We start from the raw sequence: 21,641 nt of genomic DNA, 5'->3' as shown, positions 1-21,641 counted from the left end.
CTTAGTCGCCCATCCCCTGAACCGCTGCGGCGGAAGACTCGCTTTCCGTCAAAGGCCCCATCAGATCGTGAACGGCATCGAACACGACAGGCTGGCGCATAAAATGCTCGCCGATCAACACCGCATGAGAGCCTACCGACTTCAGCCAGTCGATCTCGCCGGGCTGTGAAATTCCGCTTTCGCTGACAACCGTTACACCCGCAGGGATGTGGGCTGTCAGTTCTTCGGTCGTTTTCAAATCCGTCACGAACGTCTTCAGGTTACGGTTGTTGATGCCGACCATCGAAGGATTCAGCTCAAGAACGCGCTCCAGCTCCTCGCGATCATGCACCTCGATCAGCACATCCAGCCCGATGGAACGGGCGATCGCCTGATATTCGCGGAGCTGCTGCGTCGTCAGTATCGCAGCGATCAGCAGAATCGCATCCGCCCCAATGCAGCGCGCCTCATAAATTTGATGAGGATCTATGGTGAAGTCCTTGCGCAGCAGCGGTACATTTACCGCTTCCCTGACACGGGTCAGGTAATCATTGGCCCCTTGGAAGTATTGGACATCTGTCAGCACGGAAAGGCAATCGGCTCCGGCCCGCTCATACTCGGCAGCCAGCGAGACCGGCTCGAAATCCTCGCGGATCAGTCCTTTGGACGGGGATGCCTTCTTAACCTCGGCGATCAGTCCCATCGGACGTTTTTTCCCGGTGCTTAATGCCCGTTCAAAACCAAGACATGCGGGCATGCCCGCGATCTGGCGTTCCATCTCGGCAATCGTCACCGCTTCGTGAAGCAAAGCGACCTCCTGCCTTTTCGTCACTACAATTCGATCAAGAAACATGGCTCAGCTCTCCCGTACATTGAACTAGTTGCTCCAGCTTCGCAGCCGCCCGGCCGCTGTCGATCGTCTCGGCCGCCAGCTCCACGCCGGCGCGAAGCGTCTCAGCCTTACCGGTGACATAGAAGCATGCGCCTGCATTCGCAAGCACGATATCCCGGCGCGCGCCCCGGGCGCCGCGGAAAATATCATGGACGATGGCGGCATTCACTGCCGCGTCGCCCCCGACGATCTCTTTCATCGCATATCTCTGCAATCCCAGCTCCTCGGGGGAAATCTCCGTCGTCCGGATTTCTCCATCCCTCAGCTCGGTAATTTGAGTAGAATCCGAAATACTGATTTCGTCAAGCCCGTCGTGACTTGCGACGACCAGCGCTCGCTTAACGCCAAGCGCCTGCATGACATGCGCTATCGTTTCCGTTTTGCCGCGGTCGAAGATACCGAGTACCTGACGGTCCGCACCGGCCGGATTCGTCAGAGGCCCTAGCACATTGAACACGGTGCGTATGCCAAGCTCTCTTCGGGACGCCGCCACATGCTTCATCGACTGATGATACAGCTGCGCGAACATAAAGCAAATACCCGCCTGCTCCAGACATACCGCCGCTTGCTCCTGGTTCAGCTGGATGTTGACCCCGAGCGCCTCCAGCACATCCGCACTGCCGCTCTTGCTGGACATAGCGCGATTCCCATGCTTGGCAACGCGGATGCCGCCTGCAGCCGCGACGATGGCGGCCGTGGTCGAGATGTTGAACGTATCCGCCCCGTCGCCGCCAGTCCCGCAAGTATCCAGCAGATCGGACTGCTCGGTCAGCACGCGATTCGAGCGGGAACGCATCGCTTCGGCGAAGCCTGCGATCTCCTCGATCGTCTCCCCCTTCATCCGCAAAGCGGTCAGCAGTGAACCGATCTGTGTTTGCGTAGCTCGGCCTTCCATAATCACATCCATTACTTCACGAGCTTCAGCTCTTGTCAAATGCTGCATGCCGATGAGCTTCTGGACGGCCTGCTGGACCGTCATAATCACCGATTCCGTCATGACTGGTTTCCCCTCTTTCGATATTGGCTTGACCGCTTATTCGTAATAGTCGTGATTCGTCAATGCCAGCTCGCGCGCCTTCGGGGCGAATACCGCCTCCGCCACGCGGATAGCCTTCAACATGCCCATCGACTTGTTGACCGTTTCCTGATACTCGCTCTCCGGCACCGAATCCCAGACAATGCCGGCGCCTGCCTGTACATACGCCTTCCCGTTCTTGAAAATAATCGTGCGGATCGTGATGCACGTGTCCAAGTTGCCGGAAAAGCCCAAGTATCCGATCGCTCCTGCGTAAGCGCCGCGGGCTTCGTTCTCCAGCTCGGCGATGATCTCCATCGCTCTCAGCTTTGGTGCCCCGGACACCGTTCCGGCAGGCATGCAGGAGATGAAGGCATCGTAAAAGTCCTTGTTCGGCGCAAGCTTGCCGGAAACGTTCGAGACGATATGCATGACATGGGAGTATCGTTCAATTTCCATAAAGGAATCGCATTTGACAGACCCGAACTCGGATACGCGACCGATATCGTTGCGGCCCAGATCGACCAGCATCAGATGCTCAGCGCGCTCCTTCTCGTCGGCCAGCAGCTCCTTCTCCAGCGCCTCGTCCTGCTCCGGCGTCTTCCCGCGGGGCCTCGTACCGGCGATCGGCCGGGTTTCCACCTTCTCGTCCTCTACGCGCACCAGCAGCTCGGGCGACGTGCCCACGATGACCTGATCATCCATTTTCAGCACGTACATGTAGGGGGAAGGGTTCATCGTGCGCAGAATCCGGTATACCTGAAGAGGCGACACGTCCGTTTCAATCTCGAAGCGCTGAGAAAGCACGACCTGAAAAATATCGCCTGAACGGATATACGACTTGGCCTTCTCCACATTGTCGATGAACTGGTCCTTCGTCACATTGGACTTGATCTCCCCGAGCGGCACATCGTCGGGTATAGGACGGTGCGACATCGTTAGCGTCGGGAGCGGGCGCTTCAACCGTTCGATCGTCGCCTCGATTTTGGCGCAGGTCACTTCATAGGCCGCTGCGATCTCCGCGTCTGTCCCATATTTGGGCACATGGACATTCGCAATCACCTTGAGCTGCTGCTTGAAATGGTCAAACACGATGACCTGATCGCAGAACATAAACTCTACGTCATTCATCTGCAGATCATCCTGCCGGTGAGCGGGGAGCTTCTCGTAATATTGAAGCAGGTCGTATCCGAAGAAGCCGACCGCGCCGCCCGTAAAGCGAGGAAGTCCGGGAAGCGAAGGACTCCGGTATGTACCCAGATACGCTTTTAGCACTTCAAGCGGCTTCTCGGTGACCTTGCGCGTTCCCTCTGGTCCTTCGATGACCGTCTCCCCTTGCTTGGCCCGGAGCATCATGAACGGGTCGGTACCGATAAACGAATAGCGAGCCCATTTGACTCCGCCCTCGACGCTTTCCAGCAGGAAGGAGCGCTTCTCCTCGTAAAAATGCTGGAACACGCGAATCGGGGTTTCCGTATCGGCCATCAGCGTGCGCACGACAGGGATCAGGTTATACTCTTTTGCCAGCCGAATGACCTCTTGGGCTTCCGGTGTATACATCGTTCATCTCTCCTCTAATCGTCACGGCGGACGCTGCTTCTCTGAATCCCGTCAATAAAAAAAGCCTCTACGCTTGGTAGAGGCGGTCGTTAATCCAGTAGGGATCGAATGCTCCTGGCATAAATCGGACGGGATAACCGGACTGATAAAAAGGAAGGCTGCACGCAAAAGAAATAAAAGGCCATGATGCCATGCACAGACTTACTCCTTACCTATCGGCCGAACCGTCATGCCAATCTCTGCTCATCTCTACTGTACTCTGCTCTCGCTCTACTCTGCTCACAGCCCGTGACTCTCACAGGCTCGTTAAAGATCACTATACTACCTCGGCTATGCGTTTGTCAAATTCGATAAATCCGGACGCAGACGCATGGCTTCCCGGAGATAAACATGATTGATCTCGGCTTGCTTCTTCTCCGTATTGACCGTAACCATCAAGCGGATACAGCGGGGCAATCCGCCCTCTACCGGGATTTCCACCGAACACATCAAGGGGACCAGCTCCCAGCCCTCCATCTGGCGGATAGCCCGTGCCGGAAAGGTAGCTGTCAGGTCATGGGTTACTGTGACGAAGACGTTAGCGATTTCTTCCGGGACGATGCCGTTCTCCTGCACGATCTGATTCAACAGCTCGATCGTCGCGCTTAAAATCTCTTTCTCTTCGTTATGTTCTACCGTTATCGCACCGCGAATTCCCCTTACGAACATGCGTCAGTCCTCCTGTTTTAACCGCTCCACGATGTCTCTGACGAGCGCTGCGGACACGTTTTTATTGATTTCCACCTTGCCGATCTCCGTAGGCACGATGTAGACCATCTGGCCTTCCTTGAACTTCTTGTCATGCATCATCGCGGCCATGATCGCATCCGTATCGTAGTGGGCCGGGATCCGTACCGGCAGTCCGAACTTGCGGAATATCCGCTCGGTGACCGTGTGAATATGCTCCGGATTGCCCATGCGGACCGACAGCATCGCCGCTCCGACCATCCCGATGGAGATCGCTTCTCCGTGCATAAGCTCGCCATAGCCCGCAACCGCTTCAAGCGCATGCCCGATCGTATGTCCGAGGTTCAGGATGGCCCTCAGATCGTTCTCCCGTTCATCCTGCGAGACGACCTCCGCCTTGACGCCGCAGCCCATATACAGTCCGTACTGGAGCGCTTCCGGGTCAAGCCCCGTCAAACGTTCCGCATTGTCCTCGCACCAAACTGTGAATGTCTCATCCCAGATCAGCCCATGCTTGATCATTTCCGCCAGTCCGGAGCGGACATCCCGATCCGGCAGCGATTGGAGAGTCGTAGTGTCATATAGGACAAACTCGGGCTGATGAAAAGCCCCGATGATGTTTTTAGCCAGCGGATGATTGACCGCCACCTTGCCGCCGACGCTGCTGTCATGCGCCAGAATCGTGGTCGGAATCTGCACGAAGCGGACGCCGCGCATATAGCTGGCTGCCACGAACCCAGCCAAATCTCCTACGACGCCACCGCCCAGCGCCACAACGGCGGATTTGCGGTCAAGCCCCGCTTCCAGACAAGTCGTGACGACCTGCTCCAGAACTTGCAGCGACTTGGATTGCTCTCCTGCGCTCACCGTATGGGCAACCGGCTGGAAGCCGGCCTCCCGCAGGCGCTCGGTTACCGGATGCAGGTAATGCTCCGCCACATGCGAATCGGTCACGATCAGAAGCGGCGATGCCTTGGAAATGCCGTGCTTCTCGAAATAACTGCCGATATTCTCAAGCAGCCCTTCTCCGATGTAGATCGGATAGGAGCGTTCTCCCAGTTGTACAGCCAGCTCTTTGATCATTCGCTAGGGTCACCCGCTCTTTCTAGTAGCTCTTGATTTGCTCCAAGTAGCTGTTATAGTTGTTGCGGATTTCTTCGATCGAATCGCCGCCGAACTTCTCCATGAATGCGCTGGCCACTTCCCAGGCTACGACATTCTCCAGAATGACGCCTGCCGCCGGAACCGCGCAAGTATCGGAACGCTCGACTTGGGCCGTGAATGCTTCCTTCGTATCGATATCTACGCTTTGAAGCGCCTTGTACAGCGTCGAGATCGGCTTCATCACAGCGCGGACCACGATAGGCTCGCCCGTTGTCATCCCGCCTTCGAAGCCTCCTGCACGATTCGTCGCGCGGTAAAAGCCGCGTCCTTCCTCGTGCAAAATCTCGTCATGCACGGCAGAACCGCGGCGCTGGGCAGCCTCGAAGCCTATGCCGAATTCCACGCCCTTGAATGCCTGGATCGAAAGCACCGCTTGAGCAATCCGTCCGTCCAGCTTCCGATCCCACTGCACATGGCTGCCAAGACCGGAGGGCACGCCTTCGATGATGCATTCGATGACCCCGCCGAGCGTATCGCCGTCCTGCTTGGCCGCATCGATGGCCGCAATCATCCGCTCCTCCGCTTCCTTATCCGTCACACGTACCGGTGACTCCTCGGTAATACGGATCAGCTCGTCGATCGGCATATCCTGGCGCTTCGCTTCCACATCACCTATCCGAACGACTTGACCTGCGACCTTGATGCCGAATTCCTTCAGCAGCTCGCGGGCCATGCCGCCTACAGCTACGCGCATCGTCGTCTCGCGCGCACTGGAGCGCTCCAGGATGTTGCGCAGATCGCGCTGGTTATACTTCAGACCGCCGTTGAGATCGGCATGGCCCGGACGGGGGCGGTTCACTCTGCGCTTCGTCTCATCGCTGCCTTCGATCGGTTCTATGTTCATCACGGAAGTCCAGTGCTTCCAATCGTTGTTCTCCACCACCAGGGCGATCGGAGCTCCGGTCGTTTTGCCGTGGCGTACGCCGCCTACGATCTGGGCCGTATCCTTCTCGATCTGCATGCGGCGACCCCGTCCGTAACCCTTCTGCCGGCGTGCCAACTGTTCGTTAACCGCTTCGAAATCTACATTCACATTACTTGGAAAGCCCTCGATAATGGCCGTCAGCTGCGGCCCGTGCGTTTCTCCTGCTGTTAAATATCTCACCCAAATTATCCCCTTTCGTCCATACCCCTAACACCCATAAAAATCATAATCAATTCGGCATGGGCCACAAAACGCTTTAGCGCTTTTATGTACTGATTCCTTTGCCTCATTATAGTATAGGCTTGCTTCTTTGACAAGGAAAGTAACGCATATCAGGTCCTTCCTGAGTGGCGTATTGCTTCGATATGAGCATCCGATTACTTGCGGGCAAGCCTCCGAATAGGCGCAGAAAACGGGCGGCGTCCGATTTCTTACAACCAAAAATACGCCGGTAACGAGGCCAAAAAAGCCACGTACGGCGTATTCGCGGGGACGAAGAGGGGCCGGCTTAGCCGTTGACCGGCAGCTTGCCCAGCTTGCGTCCCGATTGCTTTCCATGCGGATCGTCTACCCATCCCATAATTTGCAACGAATCGATGCCGAGGATTTGCGCGCATTCCTGCATCGTAATAAATCCCCGGCGATAGGCCGTAATGACCTTACGCTTGTCCAATTCGACTCCTCCCGCAGCAGCAGACCTGGCTTGACAGCCCGTATACTACACAGTATGGGATTGATTGGCAGCCGTTATTCATCAAGCGATTATATTTTCCGATAAAAAAACGTCTCCGCCGATTCCATGCCATACTGCCCGGGGTTGAAAATCTGCTCCGTGCTGCCTACAAAAAGAATGCCTCCGGGTCTGAGCGCATCGGCAAACTTCTGATACAGCAAGTGCTTGGCTTCCTCGGTAAAGTAGATCATCACATTACGGCAAATAATCAGATCGTAGCCGGTCTCGAACCGATCCGTAAGCAAATTGCCCTTCTGGAACCTGATCGAGCGCTTAAGCGAATCCGCTATCTTGTAAGTCATCTTATCCTGCGTATAGTATTTCTGCAGATACTTGGCAGGCACATCCCGGATCGAACGGTCCGAGTATACCCCTTGCTTCGCTTTTTCCAGTGCGCCTTCATCGATATCCGTAGCGGTTACGGAGCTTTCGCCCAGGACGCCAAGCTCGGCGAGGATCATAGACAGCGTATAGGGCTCTTCTCCCGTCGAGCAAGCCGCGCTCCAGCACTTGAGTCTGCGCGTTCGTTTGGCCATCTCCGGCAGAAATCGCTGCTCCAGCACCTCCCAGCGGTTCGGGTTGCGCCAGAATTCCGACACATTGATCGTCATCCGGTCCAGAAACTCATAGAACAGCGCCTGGTCCTTGGTCATCGCGGTGAAGAAAGAAGCAAATGTATCATACCCTTTCTTCATCCGCAGCGTAGTAAGACGGCGTTTCATTTGAGCCTCTTTGTACAGCGCCAGATCAATGGACGTATAATCCTTTACTTTTTTGATGAAACCCAGGAAATCCTGATCCTCCATGCCGTCATCCCCACCTCGTCAGCTCTCCGCATTAAACCCACTTTTGTACCGATTTCGTATAATGGACGACTTCTTCCGGTGCGAAAAAGTTAGCGATCTCCCTTTCCGCGCTTTCCGGCGAATCCGAGCCATGTATCAAGTTCAGTCTAGTATGTACCGCGAAATCAGCTCGGATCGTCCCGGGGGCCGCCTCGAGAGCGTCCGTTTTGCCAATCAGACTGCGGGAAAGTCCGATAGCCCGGTCCCCTTGCCAGACCATGGCGAATACGGGCCCGGAAGTGACGAACTCGACGAGCGGCTCATAGAAATCCTTGCCCTCGTGCTCCGCGTAATGCTTTTCCGCTTGCTCGCGGCTTACCTGCAGCAGCTTGGCTGCCGTGAGCTGCAGCCCTTTGCGCTCGAAGCGCTTCACAATCTCCCCGATCAGCCCCCGTTCGATACCGTCAGGCTTGATCATTAAAAAGGTTCTCTCCATGCTCGTTTCTCTCCTCTCTCCTGACTCGCCCTCAGTCTCCGTGCCGCCCTCCTGATCAATAGGAACGGTTGCCGAAGAAATGAGCGATGCCGGTTAAGTCTTTCTTCGCCTGAATGTCGGGTAATTCCTGCAAGACGGCGATCGCTTTATCGATATATGAGGAGGCAAGCGCTTCCGTCCGGGCAATTCCCTCGCTCCCGCGAATCATATCCAGGAACCGGTCGATATTTGTCTGTCCGTCGCAGCCCTTGATCCGGTCAAGCTCTTCCAAAAGCGACGGCCGAAGCTGCGGATTCTCCAAGGCATAAATCACCGGAATCGTAATATTGCCCTGCCGGATATCGCTGCCCGGCGGCTTCCCCAATTCCTTCTCGGTCCCGCATAGATCCAGCAGATCGTCCCGGATTTGAAACGCCATGCCTGCAAAATATCCGAAACGGTAAAGCAGCCTGGACGTCTTCTCTGGAGCGTCGGACGCCATCGCGCCCAGCTGGCAGCTGATCGCCAGAAGCAGCGCGGTCTTGCGCTTGATGCGAAGCAGATAGTTCCGGACGGACTGCTCCGTATGATAGAAAAACCGGATTTGCTCCATTTCTCCGATGCTCATTTCCACCAGGGCTTTGGACATGATCCGGTGAATAGCGGGATTGTCCAGCCGGGTCACGATGCTTAGCGCCTTGGCGAAAATATAATCCCCCGTATACATCGCTATCCGATTGTCCCACTTGGAACGGACGGTCAGCTGTCCCCGCCGGGTTTTTGCATCGTCTATCACATCGTCGTGGACAAGCGATGCCATATGGATCAGCTCCAGGGAAACCGCTACATGCTTGATCCGCTCCAGGTTATAGTTGCCGAACTTGCCTCCCAGCAGCACGAAGACCGGACGTATCCGCTTCCCGCCCGCCTTCAGCAGATGAAGCGAAGCATCGCGCAGCAGCGGATGATCCACATCGATGCTGCGCTCCAATTCCTTTTCGATGCTGCTGATATCTTTTTTTAACTTGGCATACAAATCCAATAATTTCATTCCGTCACCTGTGCTACCGAATTATCTTGCCATATTTGCAATTGAACCTCTTGCTTCAGGAAGCCCAGCTCCACCGCATATTGATAGTATAGCTGAAGCCCTTCCCACTGTCTCGGACCGAATTCATAACAAAGATTGGAGAAATACTGCTGCCAATACTCCTTGGTTCCTCCAATCGCTCTCTGTGCATCCTCGACCAGCAAGGTCAGATCGTCCAGCGACTTGCGCTTGCTCTCCAGAAATGCGTTATAGATCGCCCTCACCAGCTCCGGCTGTTCCAGAGCAACTTGCTTGCGGATCGTGCATACGGCGAATGACATCCATTGGCCGGTCAGACGTGTCCATTCCTCGCCCAGATCCGTAACCAGATAACCGCGATCCTCCCAGCTTGCCCTGATGGCATGATCCCCGATCAGCAAGCCGGCGTCCGCGCTATTCATCATCGTCTCCAGGTTCGGCTCCTGGTACACATACTGAACGTCGACACGGTAAAACTTGGCCAGTATGATTTTCAGCAGATTGACCGTCGTAGCCGACGTCGTGGGCAGTGCGATGGTCGCTCCTCCGAGCTCCGCGAGAGGCTTGCGATGGAACAGCAGCAGCGAGTGCACGTGCCGGTAGGCGCTGACCGACATATGAGGGAAGAGCAAGTAATCATCGGCATGCTCGGCATAAGCGAAAGACGAGATCGGGCCGATATCGATCCGCCCCTCCGCCATCGCTTTATTCAGCTGCGTAGGCACTTGCTGGAAAACCTCCAGCCGGTCGCCGAACGCAGCGAATGGAAAATAGTAAAACAACGGCCAGACATTCGTAAAGTCAATCCGTCCGATCCTTATCGGTTGGTTGTTCGGTGTCATGTGGCATACCCCATCTTTTGTACAAGTGATGTTCGATCTCCATAGCGTCGAGTACTTTGCCTACGATAAAGTCGACCATGTCGTCCACGGTCTGAGGCCCCTGATAGAAGGCCGGCATAGCCGGTATCATCCGTACGCCCATGCGAGCAAGCTTCAGCATATTCTCGAGATGTATCGCATGCAGCGGCGTCTCGCGAGGCACCAGAATCAGCTTGCGCCCTTCCTTCAGCATAACATCGGCGGTCCGTTCGAGCAGATTGTCTGAAGCTCCGCTGGCCAGACTGGCGAGCGTCCCCATCGAGCACGGAACCACGACCATCCCCTTGGTCAGAAAGGAGCCGCTGGCTGTTTTCGCCCCGATATCCTGTACGGGCACGTACTCGATCGTTCCGGGCAAGCCCATGAACTGACGGTCAATCGTATCCTGACGCCGTGCCGCGTCCCAGCCCAGCTCTTCCTTCAGCACCCGCCAGCCGGCGTCGGTCACGATCAGATGGACACATTCACCTCGCGATAGCAAAAATCGGCATAAGCGGACCCCGTATGCGGCTCCGCTGGCTCCCGATATTCCGATCACCCAAGGCTTCTTCATGTCGAAAACACCACCAAATCAATGAGCGTGAAGACGAACATCGCGATGCTAAGCATGCTGTTCATCGTAAAGAAGGCCGTATTTACCCTGCTCAAATCATGTGGCTTGACTATAAAGTGTTCGTAGAAGAGCAATGCGAACGACAGCAGCACCCCAAGCAAATAGATCCAGGTCAGCTCGGTCAAGAAGTACAGGCTCAGCAGACCGGCAGCCGTTATCACATGAAACAGACGGGCCAGGCGCAATGCCTTCGGAATTCCGAATCTGACGGGGATCGAGTGCAGCCCCTCCTTGCGGTCGAATTCCGTATCCTGACAAGCATAGATCACGTCAAAGCCGGCAAGCCAGAACACGATGCCGATATAGAACACGATCGCCGTCCAGGTGATCTCCCCCGTCACTGCCACCCAGCCTCCAAGCGGCGCAAGCGCGATCGCTACGCCCAGGAAGATATGGCATGCCCACGTAAAGCGTTTGGTGTACGAATAGAACACTAGAAAGAAAACGGCGATCGGCAGCAGCTTTATACAAAGCGGGTTCAAATTAGCCGCGGCCACAAACAGCAGGATGAACGAAATAATAATGAAAATGATAGCTTCTTTCGACGATATCAATCCTGCCGGAATAGCCCGCATGGCTGTACGCGGGTTTTTGGCATCAAATACTTTGTCCGCTACCCGGTTTATCCCCATCGCCGCGCTCCGCGCCCCGACCATAGCCAGAAGGATCCAGCCGATCTGCGCCCAAGAGGGCAGCTGCTGATAGGTGACGACCGATCCGAGCAGCGCCCCCATGAAGGCAAACGGAAGCGCAAAAAGCGTATGCTCGACTTTGATCATTTCCAAAAAAATCTTGGTCTTTCTCCACATGATGCTCATTCTCCCTTGATTACCATTCTCCTGTATGCCCGTCTGCAGCCTTCGGCTTGAACCCTATATGAAGGGCGGCGATACCGCTGAATAGCGGATACACGCGTACGTCAGTTAGGCCCGTCGAACGGAAAATGTCCGCAAGCTGCTTGTGGTCTGGAAAATGGACAAGCGATTCCGGAAGCCATTTATACTGATCGTACTTCTTCGCGATAAGCTTGCCCAGCAAAGGAAGTACTTTCTGGAAGTAAAAATAATACAGCGACTTGAAAGGCTGCCAGGTCGGCTTCGACAGCTCCAGCGATACGACCATGCCTCCGGGCTTAACGACCCGCTGCATCTCTTCGATTACCTTCACGAGATCGGGCACGTTGCGCAGGGCAAAGCCGATGGTCGCATAGTCGAAGGAATTAGCCTCATACGGCAAGTCCATCGCATTGCCGCGCACCAGGCTGATCTGCTTGTCCAGCCCGAGTCTGCCGATTTTCTCTGCCCCAATGTCCAGCATATTTTGACTGAAATCGAGACCTACCATCTTCCCCGAGCGGCTGGCCTCCGCCAGACTGATCGTCCAGTCGCAGGTGCCGCAGCAAAGATCGATCGCCGTCTCCCCTGGCTGAACATTCATCTTGCGCATCGTAAACTCCCGCCAGGCTTTATGCCGGCGAAAGCTTATGATGTCGTTCATCAAGTCATATTTGGGAGCGATGCTCTCGAATACGGAATGAACGAATTGTTCCTTGGTCTTGGTGTCCATCCATGTCACCTCATATTTCCAGTATGGCTCTGCTTGACGTATCGCGCCTGTCCGATAAGTAGCTGCGGAACGGCTCCCCTATGGAGAGAAGCTCCTTGCCCCACTGGTCCGGCTCAAACGCTTGAAGTCTATCCTGCAGTTCCTTCGTACAAGCCTCGAGCATCTGATAAAGCTGCGAGGTCACTTTATATTTCAGCCAAAGCGACCTGAGCTTCGCATGATCGGGTTCTTCGTGCTGAAGCATTTTCTTTTCTTCCTTCGTCCCCCACTGCAGCACATGCCAAAAGCCCCAGCTCTCCCGATAGTGCTGGGAAGATTCGGAGCGCACAATCTCTTGCAGGAGCACCTCGCAGCGCGTAAACAGCTCAAGCAGCTCTGCCCAGATCGGGCCTATCTGTGTTTCCAGAATTCCGTCGAACGACAGGAACAGTCTGGTTTTCACCTCAACCGATTGCTTTATATATTCCTCAGCGGTTAATTTGAACTGCTTCATCAGCAGGTACAAATTCATCTTCAATCGATTCGCTTCGCATATCGCGCCCGATAAAACCCGGATCAGCTCGATATGTCCCGCCTGGGAAAGCAGATAATAAAAACGGCTGCTGAAGTAATCGCCTGCAAGCACCTTGAGCTGCCTTGCGCGCGCCGCCTTCATCTCCTTGTCGTCATTCGTAATGCTTACCGTGTCATGCGTATCGAGACCGAGCTGAACGAGGCTCGTGACCAGCGTATACAGTTCACGGTGTCCGGAAAGCGTACTGTACTTGCCCAGGAAAGCATGCAGCAAACGGGCGCGAAAATCCGGGAATCCGGGCAAATCGGTGTGCTTCCGAATCATATCGTATTCGATATACGGCCGAGCCAATTCGGGTATTCGGTAAGTAGTCATATGTAAGCCTCCGAACCTTACAAAAAATCCTGCCATTCAATCCAAATCATTATAGCATAAACAATTTCGTTTCGCATTCTGCCCTGACTGTCATTTCTTACAGTTTTTCATTTTTGGACTTGAGGTGCCGCTCCTTCCACACGGGCGTGTAAGTCATGCGGTAATGCGAATCGAGATAGGCCTGGATCTCCTCCACCCCGACAGGACGAAGACCCTCCTCGCCCTCCGCCGCTTTGTCGCGTCTGGCGTCCGCAGCCACCAGCAGCTGAGCTCCGCTTTCCTGGCCGCGGGAAGCATCCAGGACCCTTACGAAGACCTGGTTAATATTGGTGGAGGCGGCGAATAAGGATCTGGGAATCTCGTAGACATCGCGTATCGTATCTCCGGCATCGGTCGTGGTGACGGCGATCAGGTCGATCGCCACATAGGTGCGGCTCACTTCCACGCTGCGTATGCGCAGATGCAGCGGCATGCGAGACACCACGTCGACGATGTTCGCTTCCGTCACTTGCACCGGCTTATTCATGCGGAAGGCCGCAGCGTCTTCATCGAGCTTAAGCAGATAGGACAAGCTGATGGCTAAACCGGCAGAGAGCAGGGTCATGACAACCAAACGGGGGATCCAATTCATCACGGCGCGTTCCTCCTTGACCCATTTGCCAACCTCAAGGGAAGTGCGACCGGCTGATGCCGCAGGCGTTCTTTGCATGCGGCCGGGCTGATGAGCCCTTGGCCTGTCTGTTATCATTGTACAACGAAAAAAAGCAGGCTATGCCTGCCTCTGCCAAAGAAAATTATTCCTGCGTCTCTACCGTGCCGAACTTCGTCATGACCACCGCTTTGCCGCGAATTTTAACCGCTGAGGTATGGTCGGTAAACTGTGCGATCATAATCTCGCCTTTATCCAACTTCTCCGTATGATGAAAACGCGTATCCTGCCCGCGCGTCAAGCCGATGACCTGAACCCCATTCTCCATAGCCTTGATAACGAAATATTCGTTTTGGCTTGTATCCATAGCCGTATGACCTCCAGCCCAACAATTGAATTTAATCTTAATCATGACGAAAAATGAAAGGGATGTCAACCTCTAGAGGCCATAGAGAAAAACCACCAGTGCGCACTAAACGCAAACCAGTGGTTTTCTGAAAAAAGCTAACTCGGAGTAACACGATTCGAACGTGCGACCTCACCCACCCCAAGGGTGCGCGCTACCAGGCTGCGCCATACCCCGATGACCATTCGGTTTTGTTATTATAGCATGCGGCCCTGTGGCCTGCAATACCCTTATGCGCGACGATTCATAATAAAACGCCTGAATCGAAGATTCAGACGCTTGTTGTCGTAGTTTCTGTTCGAATACGGGTCGTCTTATGTAGAAGACAAGGCCGGCTAATCTTATTGGATACCGTCGCGAAGCGCTTTACCTGGCTTGAAAGCAGGGATTTTGCTCGAAGGGATTTCGATTTCCTCGCCGGTTTGCGGGTTACGGCCTTTACGGGCGGAACGTTCGCGAACTTCGAAGTTTCCGAAGCCAACGAGTTGCACTTTGTCGCCGCCTTGGAGAGCCTCGGAGATCGCTTCGAAAACCGCTTCAACGGCTTTGGTTGCGTCTTTCTTGGAAAGCTCGCTGGTCTCAGCAACTTTATTGATCAGATCGGATTTATTCATGCCATTCACCTCCCCCCACAGCATACGATAAGTCTTTATTTCCTTTGTTCACTGTTTACAGGCAAAATATACATCCCATGTGAGTTTCTTCAGCAAATCAACCTTATAGTAATACAGGAGTTCAGACTTTTCAAGTAAAAATGCAAAAAATGCGCCCAAAAGGGCACATTTTTCGTCGTATTTTGTCCGATTGCTTACAAAATAATGGCAATTAAGCCCCCGGACCCTTCGTTGATGATTCGGCCAAGCGTTTCCTGAAGCTTGTAACGGGCATTGTCCGGCATCATCGCCAGCTTGCCCTGGATGCCTTCCCGAACGATGGAATGCAGCGAGCGGCCGAAGATATCGGAATCCCAAATTTTTAGCGGGTTGTCCTCGAAATCCTGCATCAGATATCGCACAAGCTCCTCGCTCTGCTTTTCCGTCCCGATAATCGGGGAAAATTCCGACTCCACATCGACCCGGATCATATGGATAGAAGGAGCCGTCGCCTTCAGCCGGACGCCGAAGCGGGAGCCTTGACGGATCAGCTCGGGCTCATCCAGCGCCATCTCGGCAAGCGTCGGCGGGGCGATGCCGTAGCCTGTCGTTTTGACCATTTCGAGCGCTTCCGCAAAGTGATCGTATTCGCGCTTGGCATGGGTGAATTCCTGCATCAGCTGAAGCAAATGGTCCTTGCCTCGTATTTCAACGCCGACCACTTCCTGCAGGATGCCGTCATACAGCTCATCGGGCGCATACAGGTCGATCTCCGCCACGCCCTGACCCATGTTCATCCCTGCGAGTGCCGCCCTGTCTATGAATTCATACTCCTCGAAGCTGCTGACGACCCGGTCCACATCGCGAAGACGGCGAATGTCCTGCACGGTATCCCGCACAGAATTTTCAAAGTTGGAGCGAAGCCAGTGATTTTCCTGAAGCACCATCACCCAGCTCGGCAAATTCACGTTGACTTCATGCACGGGGAACTCATAGAGCACCTCGCGCAGCACAGAGGTGAAATCATCCTCTCCCATATTCGCGACGCTTACCGTCACGACAGGCACATCATGCTTCACCTGCAGCTCCCTGCGAAGATCCTGAGCCGCCTCGCTTTGCGGCTTGGTGGAATTGACGATGACGATAAAAGGCTTGCCGACCTCTTTGAGCTCGTTAATAATACGGTCTTCGGCATCAATATAGGAAACGCGCGGAATTTCCGCGATAGAACCGTCCGTCGTAATCACGACACCCAGTGTCGCATGCTCCTGGATGACCTTGCGCGTGCCGATTTCGGCGGCTTCCTGAAACGGGATCGCTTCGTCGAACCAGGGCGTGTTGATCATCCGCGGGCCGCTTTCATCCTCGTAGCCTTTAGCGCCTTCTACGACATAGCCGACGCAATCGACCAGCCGCACATTCACGTTAAGCCCTTCGGCCACATGCAGCTGAACGGCGTTGTTCGGTACGAATTTCGGCTCCGTCGTCATAATCGTGCGCCCGGCCGCGCTCTGCGGCAGCTCGTCGGTAGCCCGGATGCGATCCGCTTCATTCTGGATATTCGGCAAAACAATCGATTCCATAAAGCGCTTGATGAACGTTGATTTCCCCGTACGGACCGCTCCAACGACCCCCAGGTAAATATCCCCGCCAGTACGCTCTGCAATGTCCTTAAAGATATCCACTTTTTCCAATGAGAATCCCTCCTACAGGTTGTTAAAACGAAACTCGTACATGCCTCGGACTAGTACAAATATATGTATGGCGGACAAAAATATGATGATCGGCGCATAAAATATTTGACCCCACTCCTTATAAAGCCGCTTTCCGCCTGCAAAAAATACGAGCATGCTGAGAATGCTTCCGGCAAACGGCAGACCGCTGAGATTCCCGGTATCGGGGCTTAGGCACGGCAGTTCATCCTCGACAAATATATGCCGCGCCAGAGGCCGTTATTCGGGCTTTGGAAAATAAGAACAGCCCCTGCCGCCTGAATATCAGGCGATAGGGGCTTGCAGGGCTTCTGATAGGGCTTTAAGGCGCCGTAATGGGCTCAGGCTGACCGTTGTTCCACCGGTAACCGAACGACCTGGCGGGCACGAAATACGATTCCTCCACAAGCAATGCACGCAAATCCTGTCCGGCCGTCAGCTTCGACTGAAGCTGCTTCCTGTCGATCAAGCGCATGATCTCAGGCGAGTAATCGATGGTTACTGTGCCGGAGTCGTGCAGAAGGAAGGGCAGTCTGACCTGAGGCGTGTACACACTGCGTACATCCGCCGGCTTGCGGTTAAGCTTCACAAAATCGATCGTGTGAAAGCCTTGGGCAACAGGCTCGCCGATCGGCAGCGAAGAATGCTTCGACATGTAGGCATTGACGGCCTGCTGGATATCAAGGGTTTGCTGGAACGAGGTCAGGTCCAGCATCTTGACCGTGGGCTTCGTTTCCACATCGACGAGCACATAGGTAGCCGTCCCGCCGCTCTCGAATGCATTGGCCGGTACCGCGCTCAAGTATTTGCCTTGAAGCTTCTTGAAATCAATCGGATATTTTTCGTACAGAGGGGTCGATTCCTCGCTGTTTTTAATCGGCAGTACGCCGGTTTTCGACTTATATTGGTCTATGGCATTCTGCACGACCATCACATACTCGCCGCTGGCCAGCTGATTCTCCTTACGGAGCTCGTTCGGATACATACAGCCTGCGAGTAAACACAGAAGCACAAGCATAGCGCTCAGCCGCTTCCATCCTTTCATCATGGCCATTCCTCCTCCTGCTGGCGCTCGAGCTGCCGACGCACGGCGCTTTTAAGGGGGTCCTCCGGCACGGTGACCGAGACGGCGGCCGTCCCGTTAACCTTGGCCTGACAAGCCAGCCGGTACCCCTCCTCGGCTAACGATCCGAGCTTCAGCCGTTCATTGGTATTCATCGGCGCAAGTCCTTGCTGCGCATCGGACGCAATTTGCACCTTGCACATCAAACAGGCAGCTTTACCGCCGCATCGGGTGCGCACCGGTACCTTTCCCCTTCTGGCCGCATCAAGCAGGGTCGTGCCCGGCTTGGCTTGTACCGTGACGGCGCCCGGCATAAATCTAATCTCTGCTGCCATCTCCGTCCTCCTCTCGGTCCAGCAGCTCATACAGCCGGTGAAGAACAGGCTCGGATAGCCGGTTGCGGGCAGCCAGTTCACCAAGCAGCGTCCGATGGGACTGACGATCAGTTTGCCGGCATAGGGCAGCCACCGCCTCGTAACGATCCGGTCGTTTGCGCAGAACGTTGAATATCAGCTCATGGACAAGCGGCATCAGCTTAACCTTGCCGCCGCCTTCCGGCCCAGGCCCCCTGACTGCCGACTCCGTCAGGTATCGGGTGTCTACCCGATACTCGCTACCGAGCGCACGAACCTCAAATGCGCCGACCAGCTCCACACACACTCCGTCTATCTCATAATGACTTAGCAGGGAACGGTAGACGGATGTTTCATTTCTTTCCTGCACGTCCAGGGCATATGCGCGCAAGGCGGCATGGACCTTCCTCGCGTCGTCCTCATCTGCGTAAAGGTCGAGATCCCGGGGCTCGGCCGACAGCTGTACGCCCTGCAGAAGCAGGCCTGTACTTCCGCCAACAGCCCAAACAGCCCCGAGCGGCCTGAGCGTCTCTTCGAGGATGCGCAAGGCCGATTCGCCCCGCTTCGACATCGATATCTTTTTGTCTATGTTCACCGTCTCATCCTCATTCTAAAAATTCGCTTGCAATCCTTACGAGGCTGTCGATTCATTGTGAGTAACTGAGTTGAAACGTTCTGCTTTCGCTAACGGACCTCAGAGTCTCTATTTGCATCATTTTCGCGATATTGAAAATCTAACGGACTCAGATGACGCTATTTGGTGCATTTCCGCCCATTCTATGCGGTTTTGACGTAAGTAAGGTCGTCTGTGTCCGTTTCAATTTGAACAGGTCTCATTTTTGTGGAATAGCGACTGTGGTGTCCGTTACGATCAGCCTTTACTTAACTGCGCTGCCGTCCACAATGAATCGACAGCCTCCTTACTTCCTTTAGAAAAAAGGCTTGAGCGTGGCTGTAACGCTGCCCGCCGACCTAAGCTCGGCCTGACAGCCAAGCCGGAGGCCCTGCTCAAACTCTTCCGGCTCCAAATTATCAAGCTCCGCAACTGTCGGGCCCTTCAGATGCTCTCCTCCCTCAGTGACGATACAGCGACAGCGGGAGCATGTACCGCGCGTGCAGGAGAAGCTCCAGTCCACTTTATGCTTGATGGCCAGATCCAGAATAGTCAAGCCGATCTCTGGCTCTACCGTCTTCTGGATACTGCGTCCCTTTAACGTAATCATAAATGCGCGCCTTCCTTCCTACAGCATGGATGCCATCATATAAATGAGAATAGGAATAAATAAAATAAACGCCAGAATCGACAATATGATCCGGGTAACTCCCTTCGTACGCGTTCGCGCATACGTGATCAGCAGCGATGCCACAATCATCAGCCCGATCGCCACAAAGGATGCCCACATCTTATCCAAAGACGACATACTTTCCCTCAACCTCCACTATACCTTCATCCAAAAACTTCAGATTCCATCATAACATAAAAAAAGCACAAGCGCCGCATCCGCACGCTTGTGCCGTCGAAGTGTTACTTTTTCATGATCATCTTCATCAGCTGCTCCATGTTGGCCGTGTTCATCTTGCTGCTCTTAATCGCGGATATGAGCTCATTCATCGTCTGCTCCGACACGGGAGCATTGACCAGCCCCGCCACTTGCTTGATCAGTTGTCTAAGCTGTGCGTCGCTTTGCATCGTGGAAGGCTTTACGCCGCTAGCCAGCTTATGAATGTCCTTCTCGGAAACGCTTTTCCCGGTTTTCTTTTTTACGACGCTCAATACGTCTTTGGACATATTTTTGTTGGACACGTCACTACCTCCTCAGACTGGATACGCCACTCAGCCGTCTGTCCGACTAAGTAAGCAGTCTGAGGTATTATATGTATGTTGGCGTTTAGCCGTATAGGCGAGCGCCCTAACGAAACCAACCTGTTTGTGAAGAATCGGCGATTTCCTCGATTTCATGCGTGCGTCCGCGGCCCATCAAGTCCTCAACAGCCTCGCGCGGGGTCTTGCCGTCGAACAGCACCTGATGCAGCTCCGCCGTAATCGGCATGACGATGCCGTACCGCTCGGCAAGCTTGTGCGCCGCCTGTGTCGTCTTCACGCCCTCTACGACCATGCCCATCCGCGCCAGCACCTCATCCAGGGCAAGCCCTTGCGCCAGCATGGAACCGGCCCGCCAGTTGCGGCTGTGCTGGCTCGTACAAGTAACGACCAGATCGCCGATGCCCGCCAGCCCGGCAAAGGTCAGCGGGTTCGCTCCCATGGCCGTGCCGAGACGAGCGATTTCGGCCAGGCCGCGTGTTAGAAGCGCCGCCTTCGCGTTGTCTCCGAAGCCGAGTCCATCCGATAGACCGGCGCCAAGTGCGATGATATTCTTCAGGGCTCCGCCGACTTCCACACCGATGACATCGGGATTTGTATAGACGCGGAAGCTGTTGTTAATCAGCAGGTCCTGGGCCTGCTCGGCCGCATCCTTATCCAGAGAGGCAACGACGACCGTAGTCGGACACTGCCGGATTACCTCCTCCGCGTGACTCGGGCCCGACAGAACGACGAGTCGGCTAGCGTCAAGCTCCGGCAGCTCATCAGCTAACACCTCGCTCATCCGCTTGAGCGTGCCTGATTCGAAGCCTTTGGTCGCATGGATAAGAAGCGTTTCTTTATCCAGATACGGTCTTAATTGTCCCGCTATCGCCCGCATAGCCGCCGAAGGCGCAACGACGATGACGGCTTCCGCGCCCTCTACCGCTTCCTTCATATCCGACGTAGCCCGGATAGAATCGGCTAGCACCGCATCGTTCAAGAAACGCCCGTTTCGGTGACTCTCGTTAATTTCACGTACCTGCTCCGCGTTTCTGGTCCACAGGGCGACCTCCCGACCATTCTCGGCCAATACCGAGGCGATCGCCGTCCCCCAGCTTCCAGCTACCAGTACGGCTGTTTTCGAAGCTTGTGCCATAGGCGAGATCCCCCTTTCGGGTATATTGAGTTCAGGCTTGCCGTTTACTGCCAAGCTTGTTCTCCTGTCCTTTAAACAGCTTCACGATGTTGCTGCGGTGGCGGAACAAGGCGAAGGCGAACAGAAGCAAGCTCAGCCACAATATTTCCACTGGGCGCCCCATCAGCCAAATAAATAAAGGCAAGAGTGCGGTAAACAGAAGAGAACCCAGGGAAACATAACGTGTCCATACGATCGAAAGAATCGCGGCGATCCCCGCCAGCAGCGCGGGAAGAAACGCAACGGAGACCATGACGCCGATCGTTGTCGCGATCCCCTTGCCGCCGCGAAAGCCGAAGAATACCGGCCAGTTGTGACCGACGATGACGCTGATGCCGGATAATACCAGAAAGAGCGTCTCTCCTCCGCTAAGCAAATATCCGAGCCAGACAGCCGCAACGCCCTTCAGGACATCAAGCAGCAGCACCGCGATTCCCGGACCCTTGCCGAGCACCCTCAGCGTGTTGGTCGCGCCGGCGTTCCCGCTGCCATGCTGCCGGATGTCGATGCCCTTCAGGAGCTTCCCGGCCAAAAAACTGAAACTGATCGAACCAAGCAAATAACCGATAATTAGTGAACTCCAAGCCCACACAA

27 protein-coding genes and 1 tRNA gene are annotated in these 21,641 nt (G+C 54.8%); all 28 read right to left on the bottom strand.

What is annotated here, in order from left to right:
• Nucleotide 1: 1 nt before the first annotated feature.
• On the bottom strand, nucleotides 2–832 hold the full coding sequence (gene trpC / locus GSF01_RS08975; protein WP_159883021.1) for an indole-3-glycerol phosphate synthase TrpC: 831 nt from the start codon (nucleotides 830–832) through the stop codon (nucleotides 2–4).
• Nucleotides 822–1,868, bottom strand: a complete 1,047-nt coding sequence (trpD, locus tag GSF01_RS08970) for an anthranilate phosphoribosyltransferase (protein ID WP_159883018.1) — start codon at nucleotides 1,866–1,868, stop codon at nucleotides 822–824. Before trpD ends, trpC begins: the two co-directional genes overlap by 11 nt.
• 36 nt (nucleotides 1,869–1,904) lie before the next feature.
• A complete protein-coding gene (gene trpE, locus GSF01_RS08965; RefSeq protein ID WP_159883016.1) occupies nucleotides 1,905–3,446 on the bottom strand; it encodes an anthranilate synthase component I in 1,542 nt (513 codons plus the stop codon).
• 330 nt (nucleotides 3,447–3,776) lie between these two features.
• Nucleotides 3,777–4,154, bottom strand: coding sequence for a chorismate mutase (aroH, locus tag GSF01_RS08960; protein WP_159883014.1), 378 nt, complete (start codon nucleotides 4,152–4,154; stop codon nucleotides 3,777–3,779).
• Between the two features lie 3 nt (nucleotides 4,155–4,157).
• Entirely contained in the window at nucleotides 4,158–5,255 is a 1,098-nt protein-coding gene (aroB, locus tag GSF01_RS08955; protein ID WP_159883012.1) for a 3-dehydroquinate synthase, read from the bottom strand.
• A 22-nt stretch (nucleotides 5,256–5,277) separates the two neighbouring features.
• Nucleotides 5,278–6,447 (bottom strand): chorismate synthase, encoded by a 1,170-nt coding sequence (aroC, locus tag GSF01_RS08950; RefSeq protein WP_328803662.1) that lies wholly within the window; start codon nucleotides 6,445–6,447, stop codon nucleotides 5,278–5,280.
• 322 nt (nucleotides 6,448–6,769) lie between these two features.
• On the bottom strand, nucleotides 6,770–6,934 hold the full coding sequence (locus tag GSF01_RS29290; RefSeq protein WP_201305343.1) for a hypothetical protein: 165 nt from the start codon (nucleotides 6,932–6,934) through the stop codon (nucleotides 6,770–6,772).
• 89 nt (nucleotides 6,935–7,023) lie between these two features.
• Nucleotides 7,024–7,800, bottom strand: a complete 777-nt coding sequence (locus GSF01_RS08945) for a CheR family methyltransferase (RefSeq protein WP_159883008.1) — start codon at nucleotides 7,798–7,800, stop codon at nucleotides 7,024–7,026.
• A 31-nt stretch (nucleotides 7,801–7,831) separates the two neighbouring features.
• Entirely contained in the window at nucleotides 7,832–8,275 is a 444-nt protein-coding gene (gene ndk / locus GSF01_RS08940; protein WP_159883006.1) for a nucleoside-diphosphate kinase, read from the bottom strand.
• A 55-nt stretch (nucleotides 8,276–8,330) separates the two neighbouring features.
• The gene (hepT, locus tag GSF01_RS08935) at nucleotides 8,331–9,305 is read right to left on the bottom strand and encodes a heptaprenyl diphosphate synthase component II (RefSeq protein ID WP_159883004.1); all 975 of its coding nucleotides are present in this window, start codon (nucleotides 9,303–9,305) and stop codon (nucleotides 8,331–8,333) included.
• Nucleotides 9,302–10,165 (bottom strand): menaquinone biosynthesis protein, encoded by an 864-nt coding sequence (locus GSF01_RS08930; protein ID WP_159883002.1) that lies wholly within the window; start codon nucleotides 10,163–10,165, stop codon nucleotides 9,302–9,304. Before GSF01_RS08930 ends, hepT begins: the two co-directional genes overlap by 4 nt.
• On the bottom strand, nucleotides 10,125–10,757 hold the full coding sequence (locus GSF01_RS08925) for a UbiX family flavin prenyltransferase (RefSeq protein WP_159883000.1): 633 nt from the start codon (nucleotides 10,755–10,757) through the stop codon (nucleotides 10,125–10,127). Before GSF01_RS08925 ends, GSF01_RS08930 begins: the two co-directional genes overlap by 41 nt.
• Entirely contained in the window at nucleotides 10,754–11,626 is an 873-nt protein-coding gene (locus GSF01_RS08920; protein ID WP_159882998.1) for a UbiA-like polyprenyltransferase, read from the bottom strand. The genes GSF01_RS08925 and GSF01_RS08920 overlap by 4 nt, the downstream gene beginning before the upstream one ends.
• A gap of 19 nt (nucleotides 11,627–11,645) precedes the next feature.
• Nucleotides 11,646–12,383, bottom strand: coding sequence for a demethylmenaquinone methyltransferase (locus GSF01_RS08915; protein WP_159882996.1), 738 nt, complete (start codon nucleotides 12,381–12,383; stop codon nucleotides 11,646–11,648).
• Nucleotides 12,384–12,393: 10 nt separating this feature from the next.
• Nucleotides 12,394–13,272 (bottom strand): heptaprenyl diphosphate synthase component 1, encoded by an 879-nt coding sequence (locus GSF01_RS08910; protein WP_159882994.1) that lies wholly within the window; start codon nucleotides 13,270–13,272, stop codon nucleotides 12,394–12,396.
• Between the two features lie 97 nt (nucleotides 13,273–13,369).
• Nucleotides 13,370–13,903: a hypothetical protein gene (locus tag GSF01_RS08905; protein ID WP_159883310.1), complete on the bottom strand. Its 534-nt coding sequence runs from the start codon at nucleotides 13,901–13,903 to the stop codon at nucleotides 13,370–13,372.
• Between the two features lie 163 nt (nucleotides 13,904–14,066).
• A complete protein-coding gene (mtrB, locus tag GSF01_RS08900; RefSeq protein WP_159882992.1) occupies nucleotides 14,067–14,288 on the bottom strand; it encodes a trp RNA-binding attenuation protein MtrB in 222 nt (73 codons plus the stop codon).
• Nucleotides 14,289–14,430: 142 nt separating this feature from the next.
• A tRNA-Pro gene (locus GSF01_RS08895) sits at nucleotides 14,431–14,504 on the bottom strand.
• 164 nt (nucleotides 14,505–14,668) lie between these two features.
• On the bottom strand, nucleotides 14,669–14,941 hold the full coding sequence (locus GSF01_RS08890; protein WP_072327675.1) for an HU family DNA-binding protein: 273 nt from the start codon (nucleotides 14,939–14,941) through the stop codon (nucleotides 14,669–14,671).
• Between the two features lie 194 nt (nucleotides 14,942–15,135).
• Complete coding sequence (gene spoIVA, locus GSF01_RS08885; protein ID WP_159882990.1) at nucleotides 15,136–16,614, bottom strand: stage IV sporulation protein A; 1,479 nt, start codon at nucleotides 16,612–16,614, stop codon at nucleotides 15,136–15,138.
• A gap of 340 nt (nucleotides 16,615–16,954) precedes the next feature.
• The gene (locus GSF01_RS08880; RefSeq protein ID WP_235941363.1) at nucleotides 16,955–17,680 is read right to left on the bottom strand and encodes a DUF3939 domain-containing protein; all 726 of its coding nucleotides are present in this window, start codon (nucleotides 17,678–17,680) and stop codon (nucleotides 16,955–16,957) included.
• Complete coding sequence (locus GSF01_RS08875; protein ID WP_159882988.1) at nucleotides 17,677–18,030, bottom strand: 2Fe-2S iron-sulfur cluster-binding protein; 354 nt, start codon at nucleotides 18,028–18,030, stop codon at nucleotides 17,677–17,679. The genes GSF01_RS08880 and GSF01_RS08875 overlap by 4 nt, the downstream gene beginning before the upstream one ends.
• Nucleotides 18,014–18,643, bottom strand: coding sequence for a nucleotidyltransferase domain-containing protein (locus GSF01_RS08870; protein WP_159882986.1), 630 nt, complete (start codon nucleotides 18,641–18,643; stop codon nucleotides 18,014–18,016). Before GSF01_RS08870 ends, GSF01_RS08875 begins: the two co-directional genes overlap by 17 nt.
• Nucleotides 18,644–18,977: 334 nt before the next feature.
• Nucleotides 18,978–19,271 carry a 2Fe-2S iron-sulfur cluster-binding protein gene (locus GSF01_RS08865; RefSeq protein ID WP_159882984.1) on the bottom strand — a complete coding sequence of 98 codons (294 nt, stop codon included), beginning with the start codon at nucleotides 19,269–19,271 and terminating at the stop codon, nucleotides 18,978–18,980.
• Between the two features lie 18 nt (nucleotides 19,272–19,289).
• Nucleotides 19,290–19,469: a DUF2768 family protein gene (locus GSF01_RS08860; RefSeq protein WP_159882982.1), complete on the bottom strand. Its 180-nt coding sequence runs from the start codon at nucleotides 19,467–19,469 to the stop codon at nucleotides 19,290–19,292.
• Nucleotides 19,470–19,573: 104 nt separating this feature from the next.
• Nucleotides 19,574–19,837 (bottom strand): stage VI sporulation protein F, encoded by a 264-nt coding sequence (locus GSF01_RS08855; protein ID WP_159883306.1) that lies wholly within the window; start codon nucleotides 19,835–19,837, stop codon nucleotides 19,574–19,576.
• A gap of 121 nt (nucleotides 19,838–19,958) precedes the next feature.
• Nucleotides 19,959–21,008 carry an NAD(P)H-dependent glycerol-3-phosphate dehydrogenase gene (locus GSF01_RS08850; protein WP_159882980.1) on the bottom strand — a complete coding sequence of 350 codons (1,050 nt, stop codon included), beginning with the start codon at nucleotides 21,006–21,008 and terminating at the stop codon, nucleotides 19,959–19,961.
• A 31-nt stretch (nucleotides 21,009–21,039) separates the two neighbouring features.
• Entirely contained in the window at nucleotides 21,040–21,639 is a 600-nt protein-coding gene (gene plsY, locus GSF01_RS08845) for a glycerol-3-phosphate 1-O-acyltransferase PlsY (protein WP_159882978.1), read from the bottom strand.
• Nucleotides 21,640–21,641 lie beyond the last annotated feature (2 nt).

The organism is Paenibacillus puerhi (genome assembly GCF_009846885.1).
Classification (GTDB): Bacteria; Bacillota; Bacilli; order Paenibacillales; family NBRC-103111; genus Paenibacillus_G; species Paenibacillus_G puerhi.
This window is presented reverse-complemented; position numbering and strand designations above follow the sequence as displayed.